This is a genomic window from Pseudoalteromonas sp. bablab_jr010 (assembly GCF_016464105.1).
Classification (GTDB): Bacteria; Pseudomonadota; Gammaproteobacteria; order Enterobacterales; family Alteromonadaceae; genus Pseudoalteromonas; species Pseudoalteromonas simplex.
In genome coordinates this window covers 21848-47282 of the sequence record NZ_JACDWV010000066.1, presented here as the reverse complement: position 1 = coordinate 47282, position 25435 = coordinate 21848, and the positions used below count along the sequence as shown (strand labels likewise).

The window sequence follows — 25435 nt, the reverse complement described above, 5'->3', positions numbered from 1 at the left end:
TGCTAAGTTTCTATCAAGCATGATCTAGATCAATAAAATTAATGGGCAGGTTATTATACTGCCGCGCTTCATTATCGTATTAATTCATGCAACCGACTTGTACTCGGTTCGATGTGTGGAGCTTTCATGTCGTCACCTATTTTGACCCCTCGTCCTTTTACGCCTGAGTTGTTATCACCTGCGGGTAGTTTAAAGAATATGCGTTATGCCTTTGCCTATGGTGCTGATGCTGTTTACGCTGGCCAACCTCGTTACAGCCTTCGTGTTCGTAACAATGAGTTTGACTTAGATAACCTGCAAATCGGTATTAACGAAGCCCATGCGCAAAATAAAAAGTTGTATGTGGTCTCGAACATTGCTCCTCATAATGCCAAGGTAAAATCGTACTTACGCGACATTGAGCCAGTTATTGAGATGCAGCCAGATGCGCTGATCATGTCTGATCCTGGTCTTATCATGTTAGTGCGTGAAAAATGGCCAGATATGCCAATTCACTTATCTGTGCAGGCCAATGCGGTGAACTATGCCACAGTGAACTTTTGGGCTCAGCAGGGCATTGAGCGAGTCATTTTATCGCGCGAATTATCCCTTGAAGAAATCGCTGAAATTCGCGAGCTATGCCCAAATACAGAACTTGAAGTGTTTGTTCACGGTGCACTTTGCATGGCATATTCTGGCCGTTGTTTGTTATCGGGTTATATTAATAAACGCGATCCAAACCAAGGAACGTGCACTAATGCATGTCGTTGGAACTACGATGTGAAACCGGGCACCGAAAATGAAACCGGTGAAATGGTACATAAAATCGACCCTAAAGCGGTGATCCCAACTCTAGGAGATGGTACCCCAAGTAACGAAGTATTTATGCTTGAAGAGCAGGGCCGTCCTGGTGAGTATATGCCTGCTTTTGAAGACGAGCATGGTACTTACATAATGAACTCAAAAGATTTACGTGCAGTTCAATATGTTGATCAACTAACGAAAATGGGCGTGCATAGTTTAAAAATTGAAGGCCGCACTAAGTCTTTCTACTATGTTGCTCGTACTGCGCAAGTGTATCGTAAAGCCATTGATGATGCCGTTGCTGGCCGTCCATTTGACGCAAACTTATTTAAAACCCTCGAAAACTTAGCGCACCGAGGCTATACCGAAGGGTTTTTAAAGCGCCATGCACATCAAGACTATCAAAATTATGAGTATGGTCATTCGGTGTCAGATAAACAGCAGTTTGTGGGTGAAGTATTAGGCCGCAACGATAATGGCTTAGTTGAAATTGATGTGAAGAATAAGTTCTGTACTGGTCATTCACTTGAGCTTATGACGCCAAAAGGGAATATTAACTTCAAGCTAGATTTTATGGAAAACAAAAAAGGCGAAGCCATTAGCGATGCAAAAGGTTCGGGCCATATTGTTAAAATCCCTCTGCCAGAAGATATCGATTTAGGGCACGCAATCTTGATGCGGAATCTCAATGCCGACCAAGATACCCGTAACCCATTTAATAAAGCTTAATAGAAGGTGCGCTAAGTCATACTTAGCGCATTTATCTCTTATAACTGTTGTTGCCTTAACCTTTGCATATCTTTTTGCGGAGGCAGGCCAAATAAACGGCTGTACTCGCGACTAAATTGCGAAGGGCTTTCGTAACCAACCACACCACTTGCTTGACCAGCATCAAGACCATTGATCAGCATTTGATCGCGAGCCTCTTGTAAGCGTAAGGTTTTTAAATACTGCAATGGGCTGGTGCCAGTAATGGTTTTAAAGTGCTGGCGAAATGTTGATGAGCTCATATGCGCTTGTTTTGCTAACTCTTCAATTTGTACTGGGCGCATAAAGTTGGTTTTAAGCCAGCTCACAACTCTAACGATATGACTACTTGGTGACCCTTCTGATGCCAGTTTTCTAAGGTGAGGCCCGTGAGGTCCCTGTAAAAGGCGAATAACAATTTCTTTTGCGAGTAATGGCTGTAAGCCGTCGCGAAGTGCGGGATTATATTCAAGCTCAAATAACCGAGTGAGTGCATCAGTGAGTCCTGCATCGATATTATGAATAGAAATCGGCGCAAACGTTTCGTTGCGTGATTGTTTTGGCAGCTTAAGTTCTGCGGCTGTTTGCAAAATTAAGTTGTAATCAAGCTTTAGCACCATGGCAACAAATGGCTGGTGGCGTGTTGCTTCGGTCACATGGGATACCACAGGTAAGTCGAAAGTTGTTAACATGGTTTGCCCACCAGAGCAGGGCAGTACACTGTTTTCGACTGAAAGCATTTTTGCACCTTGTAGCACCACTGCAAGGCTTAATGTGTAAATACAATGCAAGGGGTCGGTTGGTGCGTTACGAATGTGCAATGTGAGCTCTGGCGTATGAGAGGTAATATCACCCGCTTTATTAGCGAATAACATAATCTTTTGCGCGAGTGGTTTAGCAATCTCTTGATGGTTGGTGTCTATCATGCTTTAAACTCACGGTTAGTTATCTTGGCTGTCAAATTTATTGAGCATATCTTGGCTACTAATTTGAGAGCCCATACGGCCACGATTCACATACCTGTGAGAAAACGTTTTTGCGCCATTTGCCCGAACCAGCTTTTCAAAATCATCAATAAAATGCTGTTCGAACTTACTGTTAAAGGTATTAAATAAAATCACATTTTTACCTGAAAAGTCATTATTTTTTGCAAACTGCCAAATCGGTGGGGCAGGGCTATAAAGCCAAATAGGCGAGCCTAAATAAATGGTTTGATACTTCTCAAGGTTTATATTGCTCGGGGTTATTGTTGCTACCTTGCTTCTGGCATCGTTTAGAGCGGCTATCCAACCAGGAATACCTAGTTCGTAATCGGTAGCCGTTATCTCAAACAGCTCTGCGTTATGCTTTTGTGCTATGTGATCTGCTAAAACCCCAGTATTACCAGAGCGAGAAAAAACCACGACGGCTGTTTTGGCATCAAGCGTGATTTTCGGCTCAGCATTTTGTAGACGTAAGCTGTTTTTAGCATGCTGTGATTTTTCGGTTTGTGTAACCCAAATGGCAAGAGATAAAAGCCCTAATATTACAACTGCGAGTATTATAAATAGCCATTTAATCATTCGTTAACTCCTAAAATCGCAAATTCAAATCAACAACAAAAGTAAGTTAGGCCAAGCATGAGGCCTAACTTATTTGCTTTATGCATGCTCAGCTTACAAGTGCCTTTTTATAAATGCTTGGTTAAAAAAGGCAGTATTTGCTGCATCGCTAACGCAACGGGCTCAGGGTTATCGTACAGGTCATAGTGCGACCATTCTTCTAGTTCAACGAGTTGTCGGTCTTTTGATGCAAATGATTTTCCGTAAATTTCTTTACCGTCACGGTATGCACCAAATGCCCCTACTTTTTGACCAATTACAGCCATCATAGGTTGAGTCATTAATGTTTCGGCAAACGCGAAAGCATCCCACGTGAGGGTTTTTTGTGCATGAGAAAATAACATACGTGTTGCGCCACCTTCGCTTTGACCACGCGGTGTTTTGTAGTAATCAGTCGCTTCGAAAACATCACGCTCAGTCAGGCCATTGTCGCGGGCAAATTCAATGCTTGGTGGGAGTAATTCGTTAACTTGTAAGTCACCACCAAGTGCTTCAGCAGTACGTTGTGCTGCCATCGCTTCAAGTGCGCCGACTGGGTTAAACTCGGTGAATGCTTCTCTAAATAAACGACCTAAATTAACCGGCGTAATGCCGACCACGGCTTTTACGCGTTTTTCAGTCAGTGCAGAGTTAAATACATAAGCACCCCCACCACATACCCCAATGCTGCCAATGCGCTCGTTATCGACATAAGGCAGTGTCACCGCATAATCAATAACATGGCTAATATCTTCAACACGTTGTGATGGATTTTCAATAAAGCGAGGCGTACCGCCAGATTGACCTTGATAGCTGGCATCGAAGGCAATAACCACATAACCCGCTTCAGCAAGTGCTTTACCATATACACTACTTGAGGTTTGTTCTTTACAGCTACCAAATGGGTGAACACTGATCATGGTTGGGTAGGTTTTTGACTCATCAAAATTAGCAGGTGTTAAAACAAGTGCTGAGATAGCCCATGCCATATCGTGGTTTTGAATACTAACTGTTTGAATGTTCATGTTTTTCTCCTAAATACCGTTTAGGTATGAGCCCTGTTTGGGCTCATACGTATTAATAATTACAGATTGCTTGTAAAGAAAGGGGCTAATACGCTGATTGCTTCAGTGATTTCACTTTCGCCATCGTATAGGTCCATGTGGTTTGCACCTTCAACGATGTACATGTTTTTGCTGCTTGATGCTGCGCGCGCCATTAGGTCATCGCTCATCCACTTGCTGCCTGCATTGCTGCCGACGACGGTCAGTAATGGTTGCGTTAAAAATGCTTCAGCTTTAAAGAATGCATCATAAGTGATGATTTGATTTAAGCTGCGTGCAGTCGCAAAACCCGGTGCAGTGCAATAAGCTGCGCGGTCTGTGTGGTAGTATTCCCACGCTTGGCGAAGTTCTTCGTTTGGTGCATCTTCTTCTTTCAGTGGTGCCATTGGGATGGTCGCAATGTCGTTACCACTTGCATCCGATGTGCGAGAATCTGAGCCAGCTTGGATATATGGGATAGCGTCGCTGTCTTTTACATTGTTATCCCAGCCATTACGGAACATTTGGCCAATATTTACCATGCTTACTGTGCCAACGGCTTTAATACGGCGGTCGTTAATTGCAGCATTTGCGGTGTAACCTGCCCCCGCACAGATACCCATTGCGCCAATGCGATCATTATCTACATAAGGTAAGGTCGTTAAGTAATCGATTACTGCACTCACATCCTCGGTACGAACATGTGGGTTTTCAAGTTGGCGTGGCTCGCCTGTGCTTTCACCTTGGTAAGATGCATCGTATGCAATAGCGACAAAACCTTGCTCAGCTAGTTTACGTGCGTAAGTCCCTGCTGTTTGCTCTTTAACACCACCACCTGGGTGCGATACTACAACGGCTGGGTAGGTTTTTGTTTCATCAAAATCAGCAGGTAAATTTAATAAGCCCGCGATAGTAATATCTAAACCGTTCGTGTTTGGAAAAGTAACTTTGTTCATGAGCGTAAATCCTCTTTGGGTTAATAAGTAAGGACAGAGACTATTCTCGATTGCAGAGCTGTTTGCTTTGCGTCCTTGATTGAGATTAAGTATAGGAGTGGGCTGAAACGAATGTTTGCCTAAAATGACAGGGTGTTTGTCTAAAATGCCGAAAAAGCACTATGGCAGGCAATCAGAAAATGACCAGGATAGATTGGGAATTTACTTAATTGCTTGAAATGGTCGGGTTTGTAGGGTGTTTAGAGTGCTTGCTCTACATGATGGCAGTGATGGGATTTTATTTCTAAAATCGAAATACCGCTTGCTTTATAAGTATAAGGCTCTTAATTAGGCTGTGATTGCCTATTTTTATTGCCGTAAGCCAATTAATAGGCAGTGTAACGACGCTTATTTTTTAAATTGACTGGCAAGCTCTGCAAGCGACACTTCAGCAAAACGTTTTAATAACAGGGCTTCTGCATCGTCCATTGCGTTTTGCAGGGCGCTGTTAACTGCATGTTCGATAGGGCAGTTGCTGTGCTCATCGGTTAGACCAATTACAAACAGGTTCTTTTCGCCAAGCGCTTGGTGAATATCAAATAAAGTGATGTCTGTTAAGGGAGTGGCCAGTAGCCAGCCGCCATTGTGACCTTTGATTGCCGACACATAACCTGCTTGGCGCAGTAACGCCATTGTACGGCGCACGACCACAGGGTTGGTCATTAACATGTTTGCTAATGTCTCTGATGTAATAGGGTGGCTGTAACTGTCTAAATGGATCAGCACATGCAAAACCCGTGATAATCGGCTGTCTTTTCTCATCTTAAATCGTCAATATGCGTTTTTTGCAGTGTATCACGAACTGCTTAATATTGACCGTTTGAATTACCAAACTAACGCTCACTAAACTAATCCCAAGCCAGCCAATTTGCTGAAATTGCTCATTTAAAATCACAATAGCCAGTACGGTGGCGATAATCGGCTCAAGTAAAGTAATGAGCACGGCTTGGCTAGCCGCGATGGTTTTTAAGCCAATACTAAATAGCCAATAACCTAAAAACATCGGTACTATGGCCATGTAAAGCGCCACGCTGGTATTGGTAACCGTGGCAAAAAGCGTATCTCCAGTGATCAATAACGAAGGCAAGAGTACACATGCAGCGCCGCCAAATAAGCTTGCCATGGTCGCTCTTGAATGAACGCCGTTGCTAATTAAACGTTTGGCTGTCCATGAATAACCCGCATAGGTAAGCCCTGCAATTAAGCCAAGTAAAATGCCGATGTTTTGGCTAAACAGCCCCGTAGCGGCAAGGTTATGCTCTTTACCTGACGCGATTAAGCAAATGCCAATCGCACCAAAGCAAAAGCTGACTAGCCAGCGAGTTGAAATGGGCTTTTTCTCAATTAAGTATTCCAATAAGACGGTAAATAAAGGGGCGCTGGCAATCGAAACAACGGTGCCTATTGCCACACCAGCGCTATTCATCGAGGTATAAAATGCCAGCGGATAAATAGCTACACAAGCTGAGCCAAGTAGGGTTAGGCGGTAGTGCTTACGCAGAGTACTGGCATTGTTTATTAGCTGAGTTAGTGAGGTTAGGCAAAGTAATACGCCGCCAAATCCCATCGCAAACGCACCTATTGCAAAAGGGCTAATGTCTGGTGCAAAGCTTGCGGCTGTGCCTGTTGTACCCCAAAACACACTGGCAACTAAAACGGCCATGGTCGCGATGGTATGGTTCATTGATGATTCGCTTTAAATTTAAGATATCAAAAGCATAATTAAAATCGATGCAAAGTTTTTGACAAAAAGGACGGTTTTGTTGACCTTAAAAACTAAAGTTATTTTTTAAACTTGCTTGGTGATAAGCCAAAGTACTTTGAAAAACTACGGCTAAAAGATGAAAGTTCATTGTAACCAACTAGCTCACTAATACGCTGTAGCGGGTAATCGGTATGACTGAGTAAGGCTTGGGCTTTTTCCATTCGCTGTTTAGTTACATAGTTCATGACAGTTAATCCGGTTTGTTGCTTAAACAGTAGTTTAAATTGCGTAGGGCTTAAACAGGCAATGCTGGCAAGGTGTTTGATATGAAGAGGAGTGCTTAAGTGACTGTCAATATAAAGCAGTGCCTCGCTAATACGGCTGTCGACCTTAGGCTGCATAATTTGCTCAGCTAACAGCAAATTGAAGGTGATAAACATGGCAAGTTCTAATTCACGATTAACCGCTTGCTCAAGCTGCTTTGCTACAAACTGCAAAAATGCCCAAAGTGATTGATTAATAGCAAACACGCAGCGCTCAGCAGTGGCCAGGTTATCTGGTAACTTTGGCATATCGGCCACCACAAATCGCGCCTCTGGCATTGCGGTAAAAAGATGCGTTTGCGAGGCTTTGACAACCACGCATTCACCGGGAGCGACTTTACCTTGAAAATCACCGACACTGATAGCAATCACACCTTTTAAGGGCAGTACAAGTTGATGATAGTCATGGCTATGACTAACAGGCTTAGTACTGTAAGAGCGGATAGATAGATTGCCTTGCATCATTTTGTGATAACCGTTTGCTGAATAAGGCTATTATGCCTGTTTGCGAGGGATGATCAATTTTAGGCCATTAACGGGGTTAGCACATGCTCGTAGGCAATCATCAGCGCAACATAAACCAACAAAACAGCCATCAATTTATTAAACACATTAAAAACACCCGGCCGTGATACTTGTTTGCCAAGCACTAAGCCTGCTAACGAGTAACTTGTAGGCGCACCAAAGGCAAGGATGGCTAAAATAAAAGACCAAAATACGATTGCAGCGCCAGTAATATCGGCGCTTGGGAATTGAATCGTAGCAATTGGCAAAGTGGCCACCAAGGCTTTTGGATTTAATAGCTGCATAAAGAGGCCATCGAAAAAGCTAAGTGAGGCATCAGCTGACGCATCATTCACCTGTACTTTTGCTTTTGCGACTTTCCAAGCAATATACAAAATATAGCCGCAACCAATTAAGCTCACATAAGGCAAAAACTGCGGATTGATCACTTGCAAGCCAAGGTAGCCAAGCAGCACAAATAAGATAAACATCGCGCTACCCACGCCGATAAAAAAACCAAGGTGTGAACGAGTTTGTTTATTTAAGCCGCTGCTTAAACCGAGTAAATTGATTGGCCCAGGGGTGTACATAATGCCAATAGCATATGCAAAAATATCTGCCATAACAGCTCCAAATCAGTAAATTAGCTCTATCTTCGAGCCCATTGCAGTTGAAATTGTTTTGGTGTCATACCAAATACTCGTTTGAAGTTACGATTGAGGTGGCTGGCATCAGCGAAGCCAGATTCAACCGCCACGCTGGTGGCATCGCGGCCAACTTGTAACGCTTTACGGGCATAATTAATACGACAGTTCAAAACATATTGATGTGGAGTAATACCGAAGTGCTCGCGAAAGCGGCGGATAAAATGAAATTTCGACATGGTGGCAGCATGGGCAATGTCATCAATAGAAATGTCATTGTCGATATTTGCCAAAATGTAGTCTTTTGCACGCAGAAGCAAGCTATCAACACGGGTGCTTAAAGTTGGCAAATCAAGGCTACCGTTGAGCCTGACTAAAGACTGCGCCATTTGCAATACTGCAGCTTCTCGCTCTATTTTGCTGGTGCTATTGGTTTGTAAAAGCCTTGATAAGTGAATCACTTGATTACGCAGTAATGGATCAGCATACAAGGTGTTTGCCATACGTAATGTGCAATCTTGCTTATACCCAAGCGCTTTGAACAACGGCTTAAATTCATCGGGATGAATGTACAACATTAGATACTCTAGGTTTTGCTCAGTGCCAGAGTGACCATCGTGAATATCTTCAGGGTTAAACAAAATAACATTGCCAGGTACGCTTTTATAAAACGCATTACGACAAAAGAAATCTTGCCGCCCTTGTAGAGTAATGCCAATTGAATACTCTTCGTGAGCATGTTTTGCATAGGTAAAATCACTCATAGTTGCAGTCAACATCGAGATGCTCTGATGCTGTTCGTTGTTAATGTACTTAAAGTGATTGTCTTTGCTCACAGATGCTCCTGAAGGGTGTGCGCTTCGTTATTATTCCTACGCCAATATAGCGAAGCTGGCAACCTAAAAACTTGAACAAAATTGCTGTTTTAATTTATTCAGAGGTACAGACAAGTTCTAATTCAGTGTCTTTAAATTCAGCGAGTTTTATATCGTTTTTCTTGGCATCAGTAACTAAAACAGAAATAGCGTCTAACGCTGTCACTTTATGCCTTGCGACTGAAGACAGTTTTTCTTCAGTAACGGCGATTAATACATTATTGCTTTGTTTTACTATAGCGTGTTTAAACTGTGCATCTTCAACGTCAAACGCTGAAACACCCACCTCGGCATCGATTGCGCAAGCACCTAAAACTGCTAGGTCAAAATGCATTGTTTGTAATTGCTTTAACGAGCAACTACCAATTGCAGCGCCTTGTTGCTTACTTATTTTTCCACCTAACAGAATCACATCACATTGTTGGTGTGATTGTAGTGCAATAGCAATTGCAGGCGTGTGGGTAACCACCGTTAAGGTAAGATCGTGTGGGATCATACTTGCAATGGCTAAATTGGTACTGCCAGAATCAATAAAAATAAATGCATGCTCTTTAAAGTAAGGAATACACGCTTTAGCTAAAAGCTGCTTACGGTCACTATTTAAAACCATTCGTTGCACTAAACTGCCATCATTTTGTGCATTAATGACAGCGCCGCCATACACTTTTTTACACACCCCTTGATTTGCTAATTCTTGCAGATCTCGGCGGATCGTATGTTCTGAGACATTAAGTTCTTTGGCTAATTGAACACACACAACTCGGCCGGTTTGTTGTAAATGATCTTTGATCAGTGCTTGCCTCTGATCTGGGAATGAAGCATAATCGAGCATAAATAATCACAAGTGAGCAGTTTAAACTAAAGCTAATGTAGCATTGCATGCTCGTTTTAGCAATTTTGTGATTATTTAGAGTTAAATAGCTCAATAACTAAGCCTTAGTTTAGTTATAAACTGGAATGAGGGAAGGTGACGGGTTTTAACCTAGTCACTTACCCTGCTCGATTGTGATGTTTTATGTAAGGTTTTGTTTGATGTTGTTAGAAAAGTATCCGTTTAAAAAGCGCGAAGTACTCGTTACAAGGTTACTATTTTTGTGTGCAGGTTTAGCCACGGCTACGTGGGCATCGCTCATACCAGTAATTAAAGCGCATATTGGCATTGATGAGAGTACTTTAGGGTTGTTGCTTTTGTGCCTTGGTGCAGGTGCAATATTTGCTATGCCTGTATCAGGTGCGCTCGCAACTAAGTATGGTTGTAAACGTGTATTACAGCTCTCAACGATGATGATTATTTTTTGCCTACCATTTTTTGCTTTAGTAAATAGTGTGGCTAGCTTGGCAACTTTACTGGTGATTTTTGGCCTTTCTATCGGCGCAACTGATTGTGTTATGAACATTCAGGCTGTGTTGGTTGAAGAACGTTCTAAGCTTTCACTTATGTCTGGTTTTCATGGCTTTTACAGTTTAGGCGGTATTTTAGGGGCGGGTGCTGTAGCAATGCTGCTAATTGCTGGTTTTTCGGCATTCGAAATCTGTATGCTAATGGCGGCGATAGTATTACTGTGTTTGATCTTCGCAAAGAGAGACTTACTTCCTTTTGCAAGCCCCAATGAAGGTCCTGCATTTGCGCTCCCAAAAGGCCCGGTGATTTTAATTGGCATTATTTGCTTTGCAATGTTTCTCGCAGAGGGAACCGTTTTAGATTGGAGCGGAATATATTTAATTGATTATCAAAATGCATCAACAGGAATGGCGGCATTAGGGATTTTTAGCTTTTCAGTCACAATGACTTTAGGGCGCTTATTTGGCGATCGCATTATTGCAAAGCATGGGCAAAGGGCTGTTCTGACTATAAGTGGTTTAGTAGCAAGCCTTGGCTTGATAATCGCTATTGTATCAATGAGCTTTTATGTTGCGCTATTTGGTTATGTGTTAATGGGAATAGGTTGTGCCAACGTTGTACCAATTATGTTTTCTGCGGCAGGGAAGCAAACCTACATGTCGCAAGCTACGGCAATTCCTGCTGTAACAACATTTGGTTATTTAGGTGTATTAATGGGGCCTGCAAGTGTCGGTCAAATTGCACATTTTTCTTCACTTGCGTCTGCATTGGTCGTAATAGCGATGTTAATTGCTTTGGCGACTATCTTTTCACTCTTTGTGAAAGTTTCACATGACTAACTTTATAATTGTTATTATTCAAAAGGTTATATGTATTTAACAGGAAAAGGTGATAGTAAATTATAAAATGGTGAATGTTTTTATCCCTAACTTAGGTCTTCTAATTGAGTTTTATAGAGGGGTTTAAATGAATTTACGTACATCAAATAATTTAGTGATTGCACTTATTACTATCAGTTTTTCTTTATTGGGTTTGTCTTTTATTTTGGGGGCAAACCCCAATGCTATTGGCAGTATATTTTCGTTTTATGGTTTAGAGACTCAGGTACCTGACCATCTCATGAGTATGATTGCAGGCTTTGCACTTTGTTTTGTAGGTATTACCAGCCTTCATTCTCATTTAGGATTTATTAATAGGGCGCTTCCCACCGTGACAGCTCTTATTATTGCACTTACCTGTTTACTTACATTGCTCAGTGCAAATCGTTGGCTTGCAAGTGAAGGGGGTTTTCCAGTAATTGGTTCGGGGCAGGGTATTATTAAGTATTTTGCTGTTATTCCTTTATTTTTATTTGTGTTTTACAAAGATGTTTTGAGTGATAAAGCGCATGTTGCTTTGAATTATGCATCGGTGGCATTAGTGTTGGTTTGGATTGGCGCAATGAAGTTTTTTGCTTTTGAAGCAAATGCGATTGTTAGCCTTGTTGAGTCTTCACCGTTTATGTCTTGGTTGTATATTGTTTTTAGCGTGCAAGGGGCATCAAATGCGATTGGCATATTTGATATTTTGAGTGTGGCGCTGTTAGGTGTTGGCTTGTATATCAGAAATGCGAAACTTATTTTACTTGCTGGACTAGCCTGTTGCTCGGTATTTATCATGACACAAACATTTTTAATTACCGCACCTAATGCGCTTAGCAGCGTAACAGTGTTTGAGCGATTAGGTCAGTTTGTAATTAAAGATCTGTGGTTTATAGCGAATTTAGTGATTATTTATCATTTAGCTGTATTCAACAATACACCTAAAGAAATGGCAGAATAAAATAAAAAGGCCTCAGAAGAGGCCTTTTAAATGATAACTAAACAACTACAACGGCTTTTTGCTTTTGAACTTTAGAAAACTCAAGGGCATCATTGAGATTGTTAAATTCAAAGTCAGTGGGTTCTTCAACATTTAAAGTACCCGACGCAATGTCATTAAGGAGCTTTTCGCCATCACTTACAAGACGTTGCCATTGCTGTGAATCACCATAATCGTGTAATGCACCAAGGGCAATTTCATGATAAGAAATAGTGCGCGTGAATGGTTCATCGACTGGGGTTTCAATGCGTCCTAAAATACTGATCACATGACCATTTGCCTGTAGAAGTGGCACTAGCTTTTTAGCTTCTTCAGGGCCATTAGCATCAAAGAGTGCAAAGTAGCCACCTTCAGATGGTGCGTCGCGTAATATTAACTTAACGCCAAGCTTTTCGGCTTGCTCAGTCGTTAGGCTTTTTGATAAAGCATGTACTTCAAAGCCACTGTGATTCAGCATTTGTGTCAGCAGTTTATTAACAGCTCCCATGCCGGTTACTAATACTTTTTCGTCTTTGCGTAATGGTATTTTGCTAAAAGCTTGCCATGCAGTAAGCAGTGGGCAAGGTAATGCAGCAGCAACATTAGCGGCTAACCCTTTTGGCACCTGCATAACACGGTCTGCATAAAGTACTGTGTGTTTAGCAAAGCTGCCGTTTTCACTCAAGCTATGATGATAAGCGACTGTTTTACCTATTAGTTTGCTATCGACGCCATCGCCTACCTGCTCAACAACCCCAGCACCGTCTACACCAGGTGTATGTGTATCTGCCCAATTTATAGGGTCAGCTTGAATAAACTTCCAATCAACTGGATTAATACCAACCGCTAGGTTTCGGACCAAAATTTGCCCTGCTTTAAGTGCTGGTACAGCTTTCAATCCCAAAGCGAGTGCTTTATCAGCACCTTGAAACTGCCAAGCATGAGTTGTCTTTACTTCATCATGATCCCAGTCAGGAGCAAAATCAGGGTTTGCTTGCCTGTCGCCGCAACTAAGGGCATCAATTTGATTGATCTCGTCTTGGCTTAAGCTAAGCGAAAGGGCTTTTAAGTTGGTAGCCATATTTTCGCGTTTGGTCGATGACGGTATCGTCACCATGTCATGCGCTAATTCCCAAGCAATGACCACTTCAGCGGTGCTCACTTGGTGTTTGTCTGCAATCGCTTTAATGGTTGGATCTTTAAGTACTTTACCTACCGCAAATGGCATATAGCCGGTAACGAGAATGTCGTTTTGGGCACAAAAATCACGTACTTTTTGGTTGGTTAGGTAGGGGTGAACTTCAACTTGATTGGTAAATAACGCGCCTTTTGGCAAAATACTTAAGGCTTCTTCCATTTGTGCAATGGTAAAGTTTGAAACACCAATTTCTTTCGTTAAACCAAGCTCTTTTGCTGATTGTAACTCAGTTAAATACTCATGCATGCTTTCGCCATTGGCTGGGCTTGGCCAATGAATAAGCAGTAAATCGACGTAATCTAGTTGTAGTTTAGTCAGGCTCTCTTTTACGCTGTTAATAAAGTCCGTTTTATTTAACTTATCATTCCATACTTTGGTGGTAATAAATAACTCACCACGTGCAACACCACTGTCTTTAATCGCTCGGCCAACAGCTTCTTCGTTACCGTAAATTTGCGCAGTGTCGATGTGTCTAAAGCCCTCTTCAATAGCTGTTAGCACACTTTGATATGCAACTTTGTCTTGTAATCTAAATGTACCAAAACCCAGTTTTGGCATAATTGATTGTGACATCATAACTCCTTAATTATGGAACGTGGGCAAAACATGTTCGCCGATGTGCTTTAATGCCCATTCAATGGGTAATTCGTTACGTCTAAAGTGCAGGCCGATGTGATTCACACCGGCATTTTTCATTGCCTTTAGCTCTGAGATGAGTCCGTTGACGCCTGTTTCAACCCCAAAACGATGACGTTTTATAGGTGCATCAGGATCATCTAATAAATTTAAATGAATAAAACTAACGTACGGCTTATTTCCTGCGACCTCTCGCCACAAAGCGACACGCTTTTGATGATCATCTGGTGTGCCTGGGTAAGCAAGCCAGCCGTCCATGTTTTCGCCAACCCATTGAGGGCTTTGCTGAGCAAGACCTGCTACATAAAGTGGGAAATTTTTCACTTCTGGTAGTAGCTTTTGACCCGCTTCTAAAGGTCGCTTAGGGGCGCCTTTTAGTAGCGAAACAGATTCACGTAGTTGCTCACCACGGCTTGCAAAATCAATATCGAATAAAGGATATTCAATAGGTCTATCACCGCTGGCAACACCTAAAATTAGCCGATCATTACTAAGCGCTTGCACAGTATTTGCTGCCTTTTTAACAAGCCAAGGTTGGCGCAATGGCAATACCACCGCTGCGGTGCCAAGTAATATATTCTTGGTTTTAGCTGCTAAGTAGCCAAGGTAACTGAAGGTTTCATAAACTTGGGCGGCATCACCAAATTGCGGGTCATAAATCGGTACGTCGCGAACCCATGCCGCTGCGTAGCCAAGCTCATCAGCAAGTTGAACAAGTGATTCATGGTTAGCTAAATTAGGGATCCCAAATGATTGATTTGATTGTTGATTGAAATGTGCCCAATCATTATCAAGTGGAAGTTCAACCCCAATTGAGAATGGTTTTTGCGCTAATTTATCAAAACTCATTATGACTCCAAACTTTAAGGGAGATAGCTAAGCAATACTTAACAATTTAATGCCGCCCTGAAAGTGATTTATGATTAAGTAATGAGGGTATTGTGGCGCTAAATTTATTTGCGAAAAACAGCAAGGATAACAAAACACCTTTGTCGTTTTTGCAAAGGTGTTTTAACTGTTATGAATTAGCTTCTTCTTTTGAAAGGGTAAAGTATGCGCGAGTGACTGGGTAGGCAATTTGTGAAATCAGTGCAGTGCCCCAAAGTAAGTTGCCAATGAGCGAAGGCACATGGGGTAAAATGGGAATGGTAACTAAAGCAAGTATAACGCCAAACATTCTTACTTTGGCTGTAGCAAAACGATGGGCTACGCGATGTTCGATCATTAGCTGGATCCACAATAAGCTTAATAAGTAGCCTGCTAACCCTACACAACCAATGACACCATATTTTAGGGGGTACGGCTGCCAAAACCCGGCTTTCACTTCGCCGGCGAGTGCAACGCCAACCATAACTGCACATAGCATTAAAAATAGGTGAGCTAACCACCAACTTACGAGTGTCCATTTGTGTTGATTTTTAGGTTTACCATTGCCAACAAAATCAAAGTAAATCCAGCATTGCACAAATACCGCAATACCACCAAACATAAAGTTAGCCAGTACAGTGGGGTCGACTTTATAAACTCCTTTTTCAGATAAAGTAATCACCAATTTAAAGAAACCTTCGCCTACGACAATAAGTAGTAAAAGGGCGAAGCGCTCAGACATATGCCCAAGGCGTGGTAAAAAGCGTTTATTTTCAAGTACACCAATTTTTGGAGCCATATATAAAACTTGGATAGCGGCAATCGCAGCGCCAAACACCCAATAACGATAGGGGGCAGGCATAAATGCTGTGGTAGCAAAAATGATGGCAAGAGCAAAGTAGTTACGGCTCACACTGCGTGCTAATTTTGTTGATTCGACCCCCAATTGATTGGTGCGATGAAATAAATAAGCTGTAATAAGGCGATTAGCTGCATAGGCTAATGCAAAATATGTCCAACCTTTATCAAGTACATGAGGGATCGAGGCAGCCATAACCATGGCGGTAACAATTTGGCAGGCCATGATCAGCCGGTGTTTTACATCAGTACTGACATAGAGTGAATTAAAAACGCTGGAGTCAGCCCACGCAAACCATACGGTGATGAACAAACCTGCAAATGTAAGAAAACCACTTAAATGTAAGTGTTCGCTCAAAAAATTACCTAGCAAAAAAATGATTACCACATGGATAAGGTCATAAAATAATTCAACCCAATGAACATGGTCATGTGAACTTTTTAAATCTAGGTGATGCTTAGGTAAGCGCCACATTGGGTGGTTTTCTAATGCCATAATTGATCCTACCTATTTCCTTTCGACAATAATTGCAGTGATGGTGGTTTCACCCTCATTTTTGACTTGATGAGTCCATGCGTCATGCCACATCACATAGCCATTAGGGATCTCAATTGTTGTTTGTGACTCTTTAGTACTGATGGTCGCTTTACCACCTGTCTCAAAATAGACTGTTTCAGCATTATGCTTATGCCAATTATCTTGCTCACCTGGTGCTAAAGTCATACGTAAAACAAGTACTTCACTGTTATCTAGCAATACTTCATAGTGATTGGGTGAAGCAATATGTGCATGGGGAAGTTGTGCTGAAAAAGCATGTTGTGAGCACATAATTGTGCTCACCAAGCCAATTAGCAAAGCTGTCATTTTGCTCATGGCTACACTCTACTTATGCATACCGCGAATTGGGTAATTATTTTTTGGGTCGCGTATCCAATTAAGCCCGCTTACCAAAGTTGCTAAATCAGGTCTTACAAAAGGATTATTAGAATAATCAACCACATGTACTTTACCTTGCTCGTTAACCACAAACAGTGCAGGCTCTGCGAAAGGGTGATCCGTTTCTTGTGGTGAACGGGGATCAGAAATGTAAGTACCTAATGCTTGCATTTGCTCTGTAGTCAAACCGTAAGCAAGTGGAAATGACACAGATAGCTGCTCTAAATGCGCTTCTAGCTGCTCTTTGCTATCACCTGAAACAGCAATTACATCAACACCCGTTTCTAATAGCGCCGCTTTGTATTGCTCGAGGCTATTTAAGTAGCGGGTACATAAAGGGCAATGCTTACCACGATAAACAACAACAAGCTGCCAGCTTGCACCGTGTTGAGGTTGACCAAGAACAGCCTCTTCACCATTTAAAAGTGCAGCACTAATACTAGGAAATGCACTGCCCGGATGGAGTTTGTTGCTATAAACAGATTCGTTACTCATGAGTGTTCCTTAAAAGTTGTCGTTTAAGTGTTTTTCAAAGCGCGCAAAGTCGCTGTCGATGTCTGCATTTTTCATCACGTCATAACAGGCGAAAGTTGGCATCACTTGCATACCGAAAAACTTAAAGTTCATATGCATTGGGAAAACAAGGTCATCAACACTTTTACCTTCAAAAAAGTCACTGGCATCTGCAAATGATTCTGCAGGTGCATTTAAAGTCAGCGACATCATATATTGAGTGTTATTCAAGGTGCCGCCTTTACCGTAATTGGCTTTTGGATTGTCTTGATGACGACCATCACCATGGCAAAGCGCTCCCCCCATGCCCGCTGTGTACACTTCATCCATGTATTTTTTGAATGACCAAGTCATGCCCATCCAGTTAATAGGTGATTGCAAAAAGACGATATCTGCCCATTGATGGTTCTCAAGTTCAGTTTCTACATCAAATTCGTCTTGTGTATTAACCACGCGAGTTTGATAGCCTTTTGCTTTAAAAAAAGCGTCGGCTTTTTCGATTAAAGCAGCATTTAACTTACCTTCAGAAAAAGGGTAATAGTGATGTGCGTTAAGAATTAATACGTTTTTCATAGTTGAGTATCCGTTTGCTAGTTACTTTATCGTGTTCAAAATACATTCTGTGGTATATAATAGTAACCTAGATTATTTAATCAACCAGTCACCTTTTTGTAACTAGGCTGAAAAATGCGAGGATGTTTTGGAAAGTTCAGTAGAAACAGATAGTAAGGGTAGAAAAAAAGTTTTAAATGCTTGCATGGAACCGTGTGCAATTGAAAAAGGCATGCGTTTGATTGGCGGTAAATGGACGGGATCTATTATCTATCATTTAAAAGATGGCCCTGTGCGTTTTAATGATTTAACGCGCATGCTCGGTGGCGCAAGTAAAAAGATGATAGACCAACGTCTAAAAGAGCTTGAAAGTAGAGCGATGATCACCCGTCATGTTATTAGCACGCGCCCGATAGCGGTGACCTATGAGCTTACTGACTTTGGCCGCTCAGCACTGCATATACTCGATGAGTTAAGAGTTTGGTCTGAATCGAATGAGATTTAACGCCAGCGCTGTGCACTGGCGTTCATCAATTACGGAAAAGAGTAGCGCACAATCCGTTTTACAACAGAAAAGTACTGGCGAAAGAAGCCGCCGGTATTGTAGTGGATACCGTGCTCTTTAAAGATAGCTTGCACCTTAGGGGCAATTTCGCGGTAGCGTTTTGCGGGTAAATCTGGGAATAAGTGATGTTCTATTTGATAGCTCAAGTGCCCAGTCATTACATGAAACAGGTTACCCCCTTTGATATTTGATGAGCCTAACGCTTGGCGGTAATACCACTGGCCTTGTGATTCATTTTCGCAGTCTTGTTGGTTAAATGTTTCTACTTCACCGGTAAAGTGCCCGCAAAAGATAATGGTTGAGGTCCATAGGTTACGTAATAAATTAGCGGCAAGGTTGCCCGTTAAAACCCACAAAAATAAAGGCCCAGCAAGCATTGGAAAGAGCAGATAGTCTTTCACTAGCTGGCGTGCCCCTTTACTAAAAAAGCGCTTTTTCAGTTCACTGTGCGGTACTTTGTAATCGCGGTCATCTTTTTTCTTGCCAAAAAATACTCGCTCGGCAGCCATTTCATGGTACGACACACCCCATTGGAACAGCACACTGAGCAATAGGTAAGTGACAAATTGCCACAGGTTTTTTATCCGCCAACGAAAGTCATTCGATAAGCGTAGTAATCCATAACCGAAGTCGCGATCTTTACCAATAATATTGGTATAGGTGTGGTGCTCGTAGTTGTGAACACGGTTCCAACTAGCTCCATCGCACGCTATATCCCACTCGTAAGACTTTGAATTTATGTATTTATCATTCATCCAATCGTATTGGCCATGCATCACATTGTGGCCAATTTCCATGTTATCGAGGATTTTTGCAGTGGCTAAACTAAGCACACCCACGAGCCATAAAACAGGCTGAATAAAGCCTAGCATTAATAGAATTCGGCCACTCCATTCAAACACTCGCTGGCAAACAATAACGCGGCGAATGTATTTCGCGTCTTGTTCACCGAGTTTTGATTTTACATCTGCTTTAACGCTATCGAGTTGAGCTGCTAATTTTTCATAATTGACTGTTTTTGTTGTGTTCATGCTGATAACTCCACGTCACTGACTGGTTGCGATATACAAAGTTGAATTAACTGCTCTGAGCTATCAGAGAGCTCACCGGTGCGAATATCACGCACGATGCCTTGCTTTTTGACGCATTGGCATTGATGGCAAATCCCCATACCACAGCCAACTGTCACAGGTTGCTTATTCGCTTGTAAGTGGGTCAGTAAGGTTTGTTGGTTATCAATCGTGAATGTTTTGCCCTGATGAGTGAGTGTTAAATCGTGCTTATCAGAGGTTACTACAGCAGCAGGGACTGCACTGAAATGCTCACTGTCGATTGGCGTATTTAATTGCTTAGCTAAAGCGGCTGCTTGCTTATACAAAGCAGCTGGGCCACAGACTAACCAGTGTTTATGCGCGTTTGTTGTCAGCCATGTCGTCGCATCGCCATCTTTGTTGCGCTCAAGTAGGTGATAATCAAAATTGCTCAGTGATTGCTTTCGTTGATCAAGCTCATCTTTAAGCCAGTGGCTGTTTGGCTTTGCATAATAAAGCAGTGTAATCGTTTGTTTGCTATCTGTAGGTAAAGATTTAAGCATGGCTATAAATGGCGTAATGCCTGAGCCACCGGCAAGCATGATTAAAGAACGCGCGGTATTTGGCATAACAAACTGGCCTTTAGGCTCAGAAATATTAAGCCATTGCCCTGTTCTCAAGTTTGTAAGCTTAGACGTAAATGCGCCGATTTCTTGGCTGCGGATCAATAAACGAATTTGTCGCTGCTGCCTTGCCAATTGTGGTTCGCTTGCGATGGTAAACACGCGCGTAAGCAATCGTCCATTTGTTTGAATTGTTAACGCAATGTGCTGGCCTGCTTGATGAACTGGCCATGCTTTTTCTGGCTCAATAATCAACTCAACGCTTTGTTCAGCAAACACCTGTACATGTTTTACTTGTGCACGAAAGTAGCCTTCGCGCCAGCCTGGTTTAAAGCACTGAACCACCGGCTCCCAGTATCCTGCCCATGACTGATAATGCAATAAATGTTTTGATAATGAATTTAATAACGCTCTCATTTTTCGCCTTTAGCTTACAACTGCACGCTCACTTGGCGCACGAGTGTAAGCTGAAATGTGATAATTGCAAGTCTAATTTGAGTATTAGCTCTAAATTAGAGGGCGTTAGCCGCTATTAGGAGTTTAAATTTAAGAAAAAGAGTTAAATAAATTGGTGTTTTTTCTTTAAGAATCAATGTTGTACAGTTTCTTTTTCAATGTGGTTCGGCATTCGTCTTGGGAAGAAAAAGTATTGCACTCTTATACTAAGAATTCTTAAAAGGGCTCGATAATTTCGGCTGTTAATTAAAAACAGCTTTAGCGGTTGTGGTCTGTAGCTCTGCCAACGGCTCTAGTGGCAAAGCTTAATTTACAGTTAGAGGTGTAATATGGGGGTATTCGTTGGTTTGTGAGCCCATTTAACCTAGTTATTAGTTAGGCAAACATTATCCCATCTGAATCTTGTTTAAAGCGATTTTGACTCTCAACTTTACGCCACACTTTATCGTGGAAGTAAAACGCAACAGTGTTCACAGCTGGCTCAACAATGGCGACCAAGCCACCAATTAAAAAACTACCTGTTAAAAAGTAAGTCACTGTAAAAGCGATTGCGAAGTGCATCATTGCAAAAGTAACTGTCTTAATCATTTTGAATACCCTAACTCTCATAATTTGATGCGTTTAGTATTGCTCATTCTTTTTCATCTTTAAAATGGAATAAAAAGATTGTAGTGATTGATTAAATGGAATGCATTTGTGGCACACCCATGCACACTCGTCGCGTAACTAAACGTGTTCCTGCTAAAGCTGTTCTCTTTTTTCTTTCAGAAAATCGATAAACGCTCGGGTTTTTGCAGGCATGTTTTCTCTTGATGGAACATACAGATAAAAACCGGTAAAAGGCGGGCACCACTGATCTAAAACACGCACAAAATTGCCATTTTCAATGTGCTTTTGGACTGCAAAATTAATGTGCTGAATTAAGCCTATACCCTTTAAGCCTGCACGTATCATTCCTTCGTCATCGTTGGTGATCAGCCTGCCATTTGGCTGAACTTCTAGGTCTCCGCCGTTGGGCTCTGGGGAGGTAAATTCCCAAGAATACAATGCGTGGCTGGTTGCATTTCTGAATCCTAAGCAGTTGTGATTGACTAAATCAGCGGGTGATTGAGGTATGCCGTATTGCTTAAAATACTCGGGCGTACCCACCACAGACATTTCTAGCATTGGTGTAATGGGAATTGCGACAACATGTTCAGCCAGTGATTCGCCTAATCGAATACCTGCATCACACCCTTCAGCAATTATATTGGCTAAGCCATCATCCATAACTAATTCAATTTTCAGCTTTGGATAACGAGTTAGAAACTCATTGATATGTGGCTCAATTAAGTAATTAGCGACAACTTTAGGGGTATTTACCCGCAATAAACCGGAAGGCTCATCATGAGATTGACCTAAATTTCTAACTGCGCGGTCAATTGAGCCAAAAGCAGGGGAGATAGCGTCTAACAGCAGTTGCCCTTCTTCAGTAAGTGACATGTCTCTGGTTGTTCTAAATATCAATGTGGTATCAAGTTTTTGCTCAAGGCTTTTTAGATTTTGTGATAGAGCTGCCCGTGTAATTCCATATTCTTTAGCAACTTTGGTAAAGCTTTTTATCTGCGCTATGCGAACGAACCATAATAGTGAAGGTAATAATGAAGGATCCATAAACGCTTTCTCAATATTTTAAGTGTAGAAGACAGGTTAAAAGCTTTAATCAGGGATAGATTGCTTCATTAACCAGCAATTTTATTGTTTTAAAAATCAATTTAATAAATCAGAAACAGGGTTAACTAAAAAGTGAAACTACTTATTGTAAACTAATGCTTAACACTGTAGTCATTATTGTGCTCTTGTTCAAGTCTAATGTGAGCTCTATATTTAACACATCAGCTGAAACTGAAACGAAGGTAGCAAAGGGTTTTAGTCTCAGTTAGCAATATGCAAATCAATATTTAATCTTAACCTGAAGTTTGAATCTAGCTTCAGATTAACGTCGAACTAATAAGGATGACGATTATGAAAAGTGTAATGATAAAAAACAAATTCTGGGATATCGCTGCGGATATTTATTACCCTCCTGGTTTTTCTGAAGATAAAAAATATGCCGCAATTATTAGCGCACACCCAATCGGTAGCTGTAAAGAGCAGACATCAGGTGAAGTATATGGAGCTGCATTAGCTGAAGCGGGCTTTGTGGTGATTGCATTTGATGCAAGCTATCAAGGCGCGAGTGGTGGTGAGCCGCGTTATATTGAAGATCCAACTCAGCGTGTTGAAGACTTCCGCGTCGTTACTGACTACCTAGTTACACTACCTTATGTTGATGAAAACCGTATTGGTGTATTGGGTATTTGCGGTGGTGGCGGTTATGCCATCAATGCTGCAATGACTGAACGCCGCATCAAAGTAGTCGGAACTGTAACGGGTGCTAACTATGGTCGTTTAATGCGTGAAGGCTTCAGTGGTTTTAACCCAATTGCAGCTTTAGAAGCGATGGCAGCCCAACGAACAGCTGAAGCGCGTGGTGAAGAGCGACGAGTTGATGATCTTTTGCCTCCATCACCCGAAGAAGCTAAACGCTTGGGTTATGAAGAAAGAGATTTATTTGGTGCAACTGAATACTATCGTTCAGATCGTGGCCGTAAACCAAATGGAGTAAACCGTTCATTATATTCACATCAAGCTGCTGCAGTTGGCTGGGATGCTTTTCATCTAGCTGAAGTATTGCTGACACAACCATTAATGGTTGTTGTAGGTGACCAAGTGGGGGCTTTTGGGGCATATCGAGATGGCTGCGAAATTATTGGCCGAGCGGCATCTAAAAACAAAGAGCTTGTAGAGGTTCAAGGTTGGTCTCATTACGACTTATACGATAAGCCTGAGCCGGTAGGTATTGCGTTAGATAAGTTAATTCCATTTTACCAAGCAAATCTGTAATGACTTAATAGCGCTTCACAAAAGTGAGGCGCTTTAGTTGCTAATTTTCCACATGAGTTTTGGGCTAGCAGCTTATAGGAGATTCACGATGTGTATTCAAAGTCAGTTTCTACCGCATGGCAAATATAGTCTGCAAATTCAAAACGGAATAATTTTAATAAAGGCCAGAGGCGCTTGGAATTTAGAGGGGAAAATGTCGCTAATGGATGAGCTATTTTCCTCTATTAAATTGACGAATCAAAAGTATTTCTCAATGTTGGTTGATGTGTCTGAATTCGAGCTAGGCACTCCTGATTTTCAAGCTCTGGGTGTTATCGAAAAAACCAAGTTGATTGAAATAGGTCTGCGAAAAACCGCTTATGTGAATAGTGTAAAACGGACCTCTCACATCCAACAAATTGCAAATATGCAACCTCATAGCTCTAAATATCAGTGGCGCATTTTTAATTCTTATTATGCAGCTCAAAGATGGTTGGCAGACGAGTCACTAAATAACCTTTTTAAATTATCGTAGGTAGTTAAAAAATGAAGAAAGTTTTGATCTTAGGTGCAAGCGGGCAGATAGCTAAATGGGTGGTGTCGATGCTGGCTGGTAATACTGACATTGAGCAAACACTATTACTTAGAGATGCAAACAAACTCGATTATGAATTGCCAAATAATGCACAGTTGGTTGTTGGAGATGTGCTGAATAAAAAAGGATTGGCAAAGGTAATTAAGGGGCATGACATTGTGTATGCAAACCTAGCTGGTGAAGTTGACTTGCAAGCAAAAAATATTGTGGCGGCAATGAATGATGCTCAAATAAGCCGTCTTATCTTTATAAATTCATTGGGTATTTATCAAGAAGTGCCGGGAAAATTTGGCCAATGGAATGAAAATGAAATTGGCAAGTATTTGGGGCCTTATCGTAAAGCTGCCGATGTAATTGAGGGATCTTTGCTCAACTACACTATTTTAAGAGCAGCTTGGCTGACTGATCATGATGAAGTTGATTATGAAATAACTCAACGTGATGAGCCATTTAAAGGCACTGTGGTTTCGCGTAAAAGCGTTGCAGCATTAGTCACACAAATTATTGAATCGCCAGCAACTTATTCACACGCAAACGTAGGGGTTAATAAACCTAATTCAGAAGGTGATAAACCTGTACTTGATTACGAGCTAGCTTAGTGAATAAAGAGTACATGAGGATACTATGAAGATTGTAATAATAGGCGCATCGGGCATGGTTGGCAGTGCGGTTTTAAGAGAATGTCTTAATGCTAATGATGTTGAGCAGGTGTTAGTGGTTGGTCGCAGTAAACTGCCATTAGAACACCCTAAGTTAATGAGTATTGTGAGCAATAACTTATTTGATTTAAGTGAAATTAAAGAAACGCTTGCATCCTATGATGCCTGCTTATTTTGTTTAGGCACATCAATTGGTGACAGTAACGAAGATGTTTATAAGATTTTGAATCAAACTTTGCCTTTAGCTGTTGCTAAAGCAATGCTTGATGCTAATCCAGCTATGAGCTTTATTTATGTGTCGGGCAAAGGCACAGACTCTACTGAGCATGGAAATGTAGCGTGGGCGCGAATTAAAGGTAAAACCGAAAATACACTTTTGAACATGGGCTTTAAGGATGCGTATATGCTGCGCCCTGCACTTATTATCCCTAAAAATGGTGAGCAATCAAAAACAAAAGTATATCGATTACTTTATCGCTACACAGGATGGGCGATGCGAGTTTTACAGCCGCTTTTTCCATCTATGATCACGGATACTCAAAAGGTAGGGCGCGCAATGTTAACTCTTTTAAGGGCGCCAGCCAGTAATCACATCATAGAAAACGAACAGATTAATTTATTAGCAGATCAGCAAATAATTTAATGCAAACTCTCGTGTTAA

28 protein-coding genes and 1 pseudogene are annotated in these 25435 nt (G+C 41.6%); 8 read left to right on the top strand and 21 right to left on the bottom strand.

All coding sequences use genetic code 11. The annotated features are described in order from the left end of the window. Positions 1-126: 126 nt before the first annotated feature. Positions 127-1512, top strand: coding sequence for a tRNA 5-hydroxyuridine modification protein YegQ (gene yegQ, locus JIG37_RS04280; protein WP_199528768.1), 1386 nt, complete (start codon positions 127-129; stop codon positions 1510-1512). 38 nt (positions 1513-1550) lie between these two features. Here the strand turns inward: yegQ and JIG37_RS04275 are convergent, their stop codons facing one another. From JIG37_RS04275 to JIG37_RS04230, 10 genes are all read right to left on the bottom strand, one after another. Continuing rightward, on the bottom strand, positions 1551-2456 hold the full coding sequence (locus tag JIG37_RS04275; protein WP_054553531.1) for an AraC family transcriptional regulator: 906 nt from the start codon (positions 2454-2456) through the stop codon (positions 1551-1553). Positions 2457-2471: 15 nt separating this feature from the next. Continuing rightward, complete coding sequence (locus tag JIG37_RS04270; protein ID WP_199528767.1) at positions 2472-3092, bottom strand: flavodoxin; 621 nt, start codon at positions 3090-3092, stop codon at positions 2472-2474. Positions 3093-3199: 107 nt separating this feature from the next. Beyond that, the gene (locus tag JIG37_RS04265) at positions 3200-4135 is read right to left on the bottom strand and encodes an alpha/beta hydrolase (protein WP_199528766.1); all 936 of its coding nucleotides are present in this window, start codon (positions 4133-4135) and stop codon (positions 3200-3202) included. A 59-nt stretch (positions 4136-4194) separates the two neighbouring features. Next, entirely contained in the window at positions 4195-5109 is a 915-nt protein-coding gene (locus JIG37_RS04260; protein WP_063704228.1) for an alpha/beta hydrolase, read from the bottom strand. 387 nt (positions 5110-5496) lie between these two features. Next, the gene (locus JIG37_RS04255; protein WP_194441243.1) at positions 5497-5910 is read right to left on the bottom strand and encodes an Rrf2 family transcriptional regulator; all 414 of its coding nucleotides are present in this window, start codon (positions 5908-5910) and stop codon (positions 5497-5499) included. A 1-nt stretch (position 5911) separates the two neighbouring features. Then, positions 5912-6832, bottom strand: coding sequence for an EamA family transporter (locus JIG37_RS04250; protein WP_244664346.1), 921 nt, complete (start codon positions 6830-6832; stop codon positions 5912-5914). A 98-nt stretch (positions 6833-6930) separates the two neighbouring features. Continuing rightward, on the bottom strand, positions 6931-7641 hold the full coding sequence (locus JIG37_RS04245; RefSeq protein ID WP_348535069.1) for an AraC family transcriptional regulator: 711 nt from the start codon (positions 7639-7641) through the stop codon (positions 6931-6933). Positions 7642-7700: 59 nt separating this feature from the next. Next, positions 7701-8303 carry a LysE family transporter gene (locus JIG37_RS04240; RefSeq protein WP_199528765.1) on the bottom strand — a complete coding sequence of 201 codons (603 nt, stop codon included), beginning with the start codon at positions 8301-8303 and terminating at the stop codon, positions 7701-7703. Positions 8304-8329: 26 nt separating this feature from the next. Beyond that, the gene (locus JIG37_RS04235) at positions 8330-9160 is read right to left on the bottom strand and encodes an AraC family transcriptional regulator (RefSeq protein ID WP_199528764.1); all 831 of its coding nucleotides are present in this window, start codon (positions 9158-9160) and stop codon (positions 8330-8332) included. Between the two features lie 94 nt (positions 9161-9254). Continuing rightward, on the bottom strand, positions 9255-10031 hold the full coding sequence (locus tag JIG37_RS04230) for a DeoR/GlpR family DNA-binding transcription regulator (RefSeq protein ID WP_138617865.1): 777 nt from the start codon (positions 10029-10031) through the stop codon (positions 9255-9257). A gap of 200 nt (positions 10032-10231) precedes the next feature. On the opposite strand from JIG37_RS04230, the gene JIG37_RS04225 reads away from it, so the two are divergent. After that, on the top strand, positions 10232-11380 hold the full coding sequence (locus JIG37_RS04225; protein ID WP_199528763.1) for an MFS transporter: 1149 nt from the start codon (positions 10232-10234) through the stop codon (positions 11378-11380). Positions 11381-11507: 127 nt separating this feature from the next. Further along, positions 11508-12362, top strand: coding sequence for a DUF417 family protein (locus tag JIG37_RS04220; protein WP_199528762.1), 855 nt, complete (start codon positions 11508-11510; stop codon positions 12360-12362). Between the two features lie 37 nt (positions 12363-12399). Here the strand turns inward: JIG37_RS04220 and JIG37_RS04215 are convergent, their stop codons facing one another. The 7 genes and pseudogenes from JIG37_RS04215 to JIG37_RS04190 form a co-directional block, all read right to left on the bottom strand. Then, complete coding sequence (locus JIG37_RS04215) at positions 12400-13242, bottom strand: alcohol dehydrogenase catalytic domain-containing protein (RefSeq protein ID WP_244664354.1); 843 nt, start codon at positions 13240-13242, stop codon at positions 12400-12402. 102 nt (positions 13243-13344) lie between these two features. Then, positions 13345-14151: pseudogene (dkgB, locus tag JIG37_RS22625) on the bottom strand (2,5-didehydrogluconate reductase DkgB); the annotation flags it as partial. Positions 14152-14160: 9 nt separating this feature from the next. Next, positions 14161-15063 (bottom strand): TIGR03571 family LLM class oxidoreductase, encoded by a 903-nt coding sequence (locus JIG37_RS04210; protein ID WP_199528761.1) that lies wholly within the window; start codon positions 15061-15063, stop codon positions 14161-14163. A gap of 169 nt (positions 15064-15232) precedes the next feature. After that, on the bottom strand, positions 15233-16435 hold the full coding sequence (locus JIG37_RS04205) for a low temperature requirement protein A (protein WP_199528760.1): 1203 nt from the start codon (positions 16433-16435) through the stop codon (positions 15233-15235). Positions 16436-16447: 12 nt separating this feature from the next. Further along, positions 16448-16813 carry a hypothetical protein gene (locus JIG37_RS04200; protein ID WP_228482482.1) on the bottom strand — a complete coding sequence of 122 codons (366 nt, stop codon included), beginning with the start codon at positions 16811-16813 and terminating at the stop codon, positions 16448-16450. 9 nt (positions 16814-16822) lie between these two features. Further along, a complete protein-coding gene (locus JIG37_RS04195) occupies positions 16823-17371 on the bottom strand; it encodes a redoxin domain-containing protein (RefSeq protein ID WP_054553544.1) in 549 nt (182 codons plus the stop codon). 9 nt (positions 17372-17380) lie between these two features. After that, positions 17381-17962: an NAD(P)H-dependent oxidoreductase gene (locus JIG37_RS04190; RefSeq protein ID WP_199528759.1), complete on the bottom strand. Its 582-nt coding sequence runs from the start codon at positions 17960-17962 to the stop codon at positions 17381-17383. A 127-nt stretch (positions 17963-18089) separates the two neighbouring features. Here JIG37_RS04190 and JIG37_RS04185 point away from each other — a divergent pair, with 127 nt between their 5' ends. Next, positions 18090-18446 carry a helix-turn-helix domain-containing protein gene (locus tag JIG37_RS04185; protein WP_054553546.1) on the top strand — a complete coding sequence of 119 codons (357 nt, stop codon included), beginning with the start codon at positions 18090-18092 and terminating at the stop codon, positions 18444-18446. Between the two features lie 29 nt (positions 18447-18475). On the opposite strand, the gene JIG37_RS04180 is transcribed toward JIG37_RS04185, so the two are convergent. From JIG37_RS04180 to JIG37_RS04165, 4 genes are all read right to left on the bottom strand, one after another. Beyond that, on the bottom strand, positions 18476-19537 hold the full coding sequence (locus tag JIG37_RS04180; protein ID WP_199528758.1) for an acyl-CoA desaturase: 1062 nt from the start codon (positions 19535-19537) through the stop codon (positions 18476-18478). Continuing rightward, positions 19534-20577 (bottom strand): iron-sulfur cluster-binding domain-containing protein, encoded by a 1044-nt coding sequence (locus tag JIG37_RS04175; protein WP_199528757.1) that lies wholly within the window; start codon positions 20575-20577, stop codon positions 19534-19536. Before JIG37_RS04175 ends, JIG37_RS04180 begins: the two co-directional genes overlap by 4 nt. A 414-nt stretch (positions 20578-20991) precedes the next feature. Further along, entirely contained in the window at positions 20992-21204 is a 213-nt protein-coding gene (locus JIG37_RS04170) for a DUF2061 domain-containing protein (RefSeq protein ID WP_199528756.1), read from the bottom strand. A 153-nt stretch (positions 21205-21357) separates the two neighbouring features. Continuing rightward, on the bottom strand, positions 21358-22269 hold the full coding sequence (locus JIG37_RS04165; RefSeq protein WP_199528755.1) for a LysR family transcriptional regulator: 912 nt from the start codon (positions 22267-22269) through the stop codon (positions 21358-21360). Positions 22270-22620: 351 nt separating this feature from the next. On the opposite strand from JIG37_RS04165, the gene JIG37_RS04160 reads away from it, so the two are divergent. The 4 genes from JIG37_RS04160 to JIG37_RS04145 all read left to right on the top strand — a co-directional run bounded on the left by JIG37_RS04160 (position 22621) and on the right by JIG37_RS04145 (position 25417). Further along, complete coding sequence (locus JIG37_RS04160) at positions 22621-23541, top strand: alpha/beta hydrolase (RefSeq protein WP_199528754.1); 921 nt, start codon at positions 22621-22623, stop codon at positions 23539-23541. An 88-nt stretch (positions 23542-23629) separates the two neighbouring features. Beyond that, positions 23630-24055 (top strand): hypothetical protein, encoded by a 426-nt coding sequence (locus tag JIG37_RS04155; protein WP_199528753.1) that lies wholly within the window; start codon positions 23630-23632, stop codon positions 24053-24055. Positions 24056-24066: 11 nt separating this feature from the next. Continuing rightward, the gene (locus JIG37_RS04150) at positions 24067-24714 is read left to right on the top strand and encodes an SDR family oxidoreductase (RefSeq protein ID WP_199528752.1); all 648 of its coding nucleotides are present in this window, start codon (positions 24067-24069) and stop codon (positions 24712-24714) included. 25 nt (positions 24715-24739) lie between these two features. Beyond that, entirely contained in the window at positions 24740-25417 is a 678-nt protein-coding gene (locus JIG37_RS04145) for an NAD(P)H-binding protein (RefSeq protein ID WP_199528751.1), read from the top strand. Positions 25418-25435 lie beyond the last annotated feature (18 nt).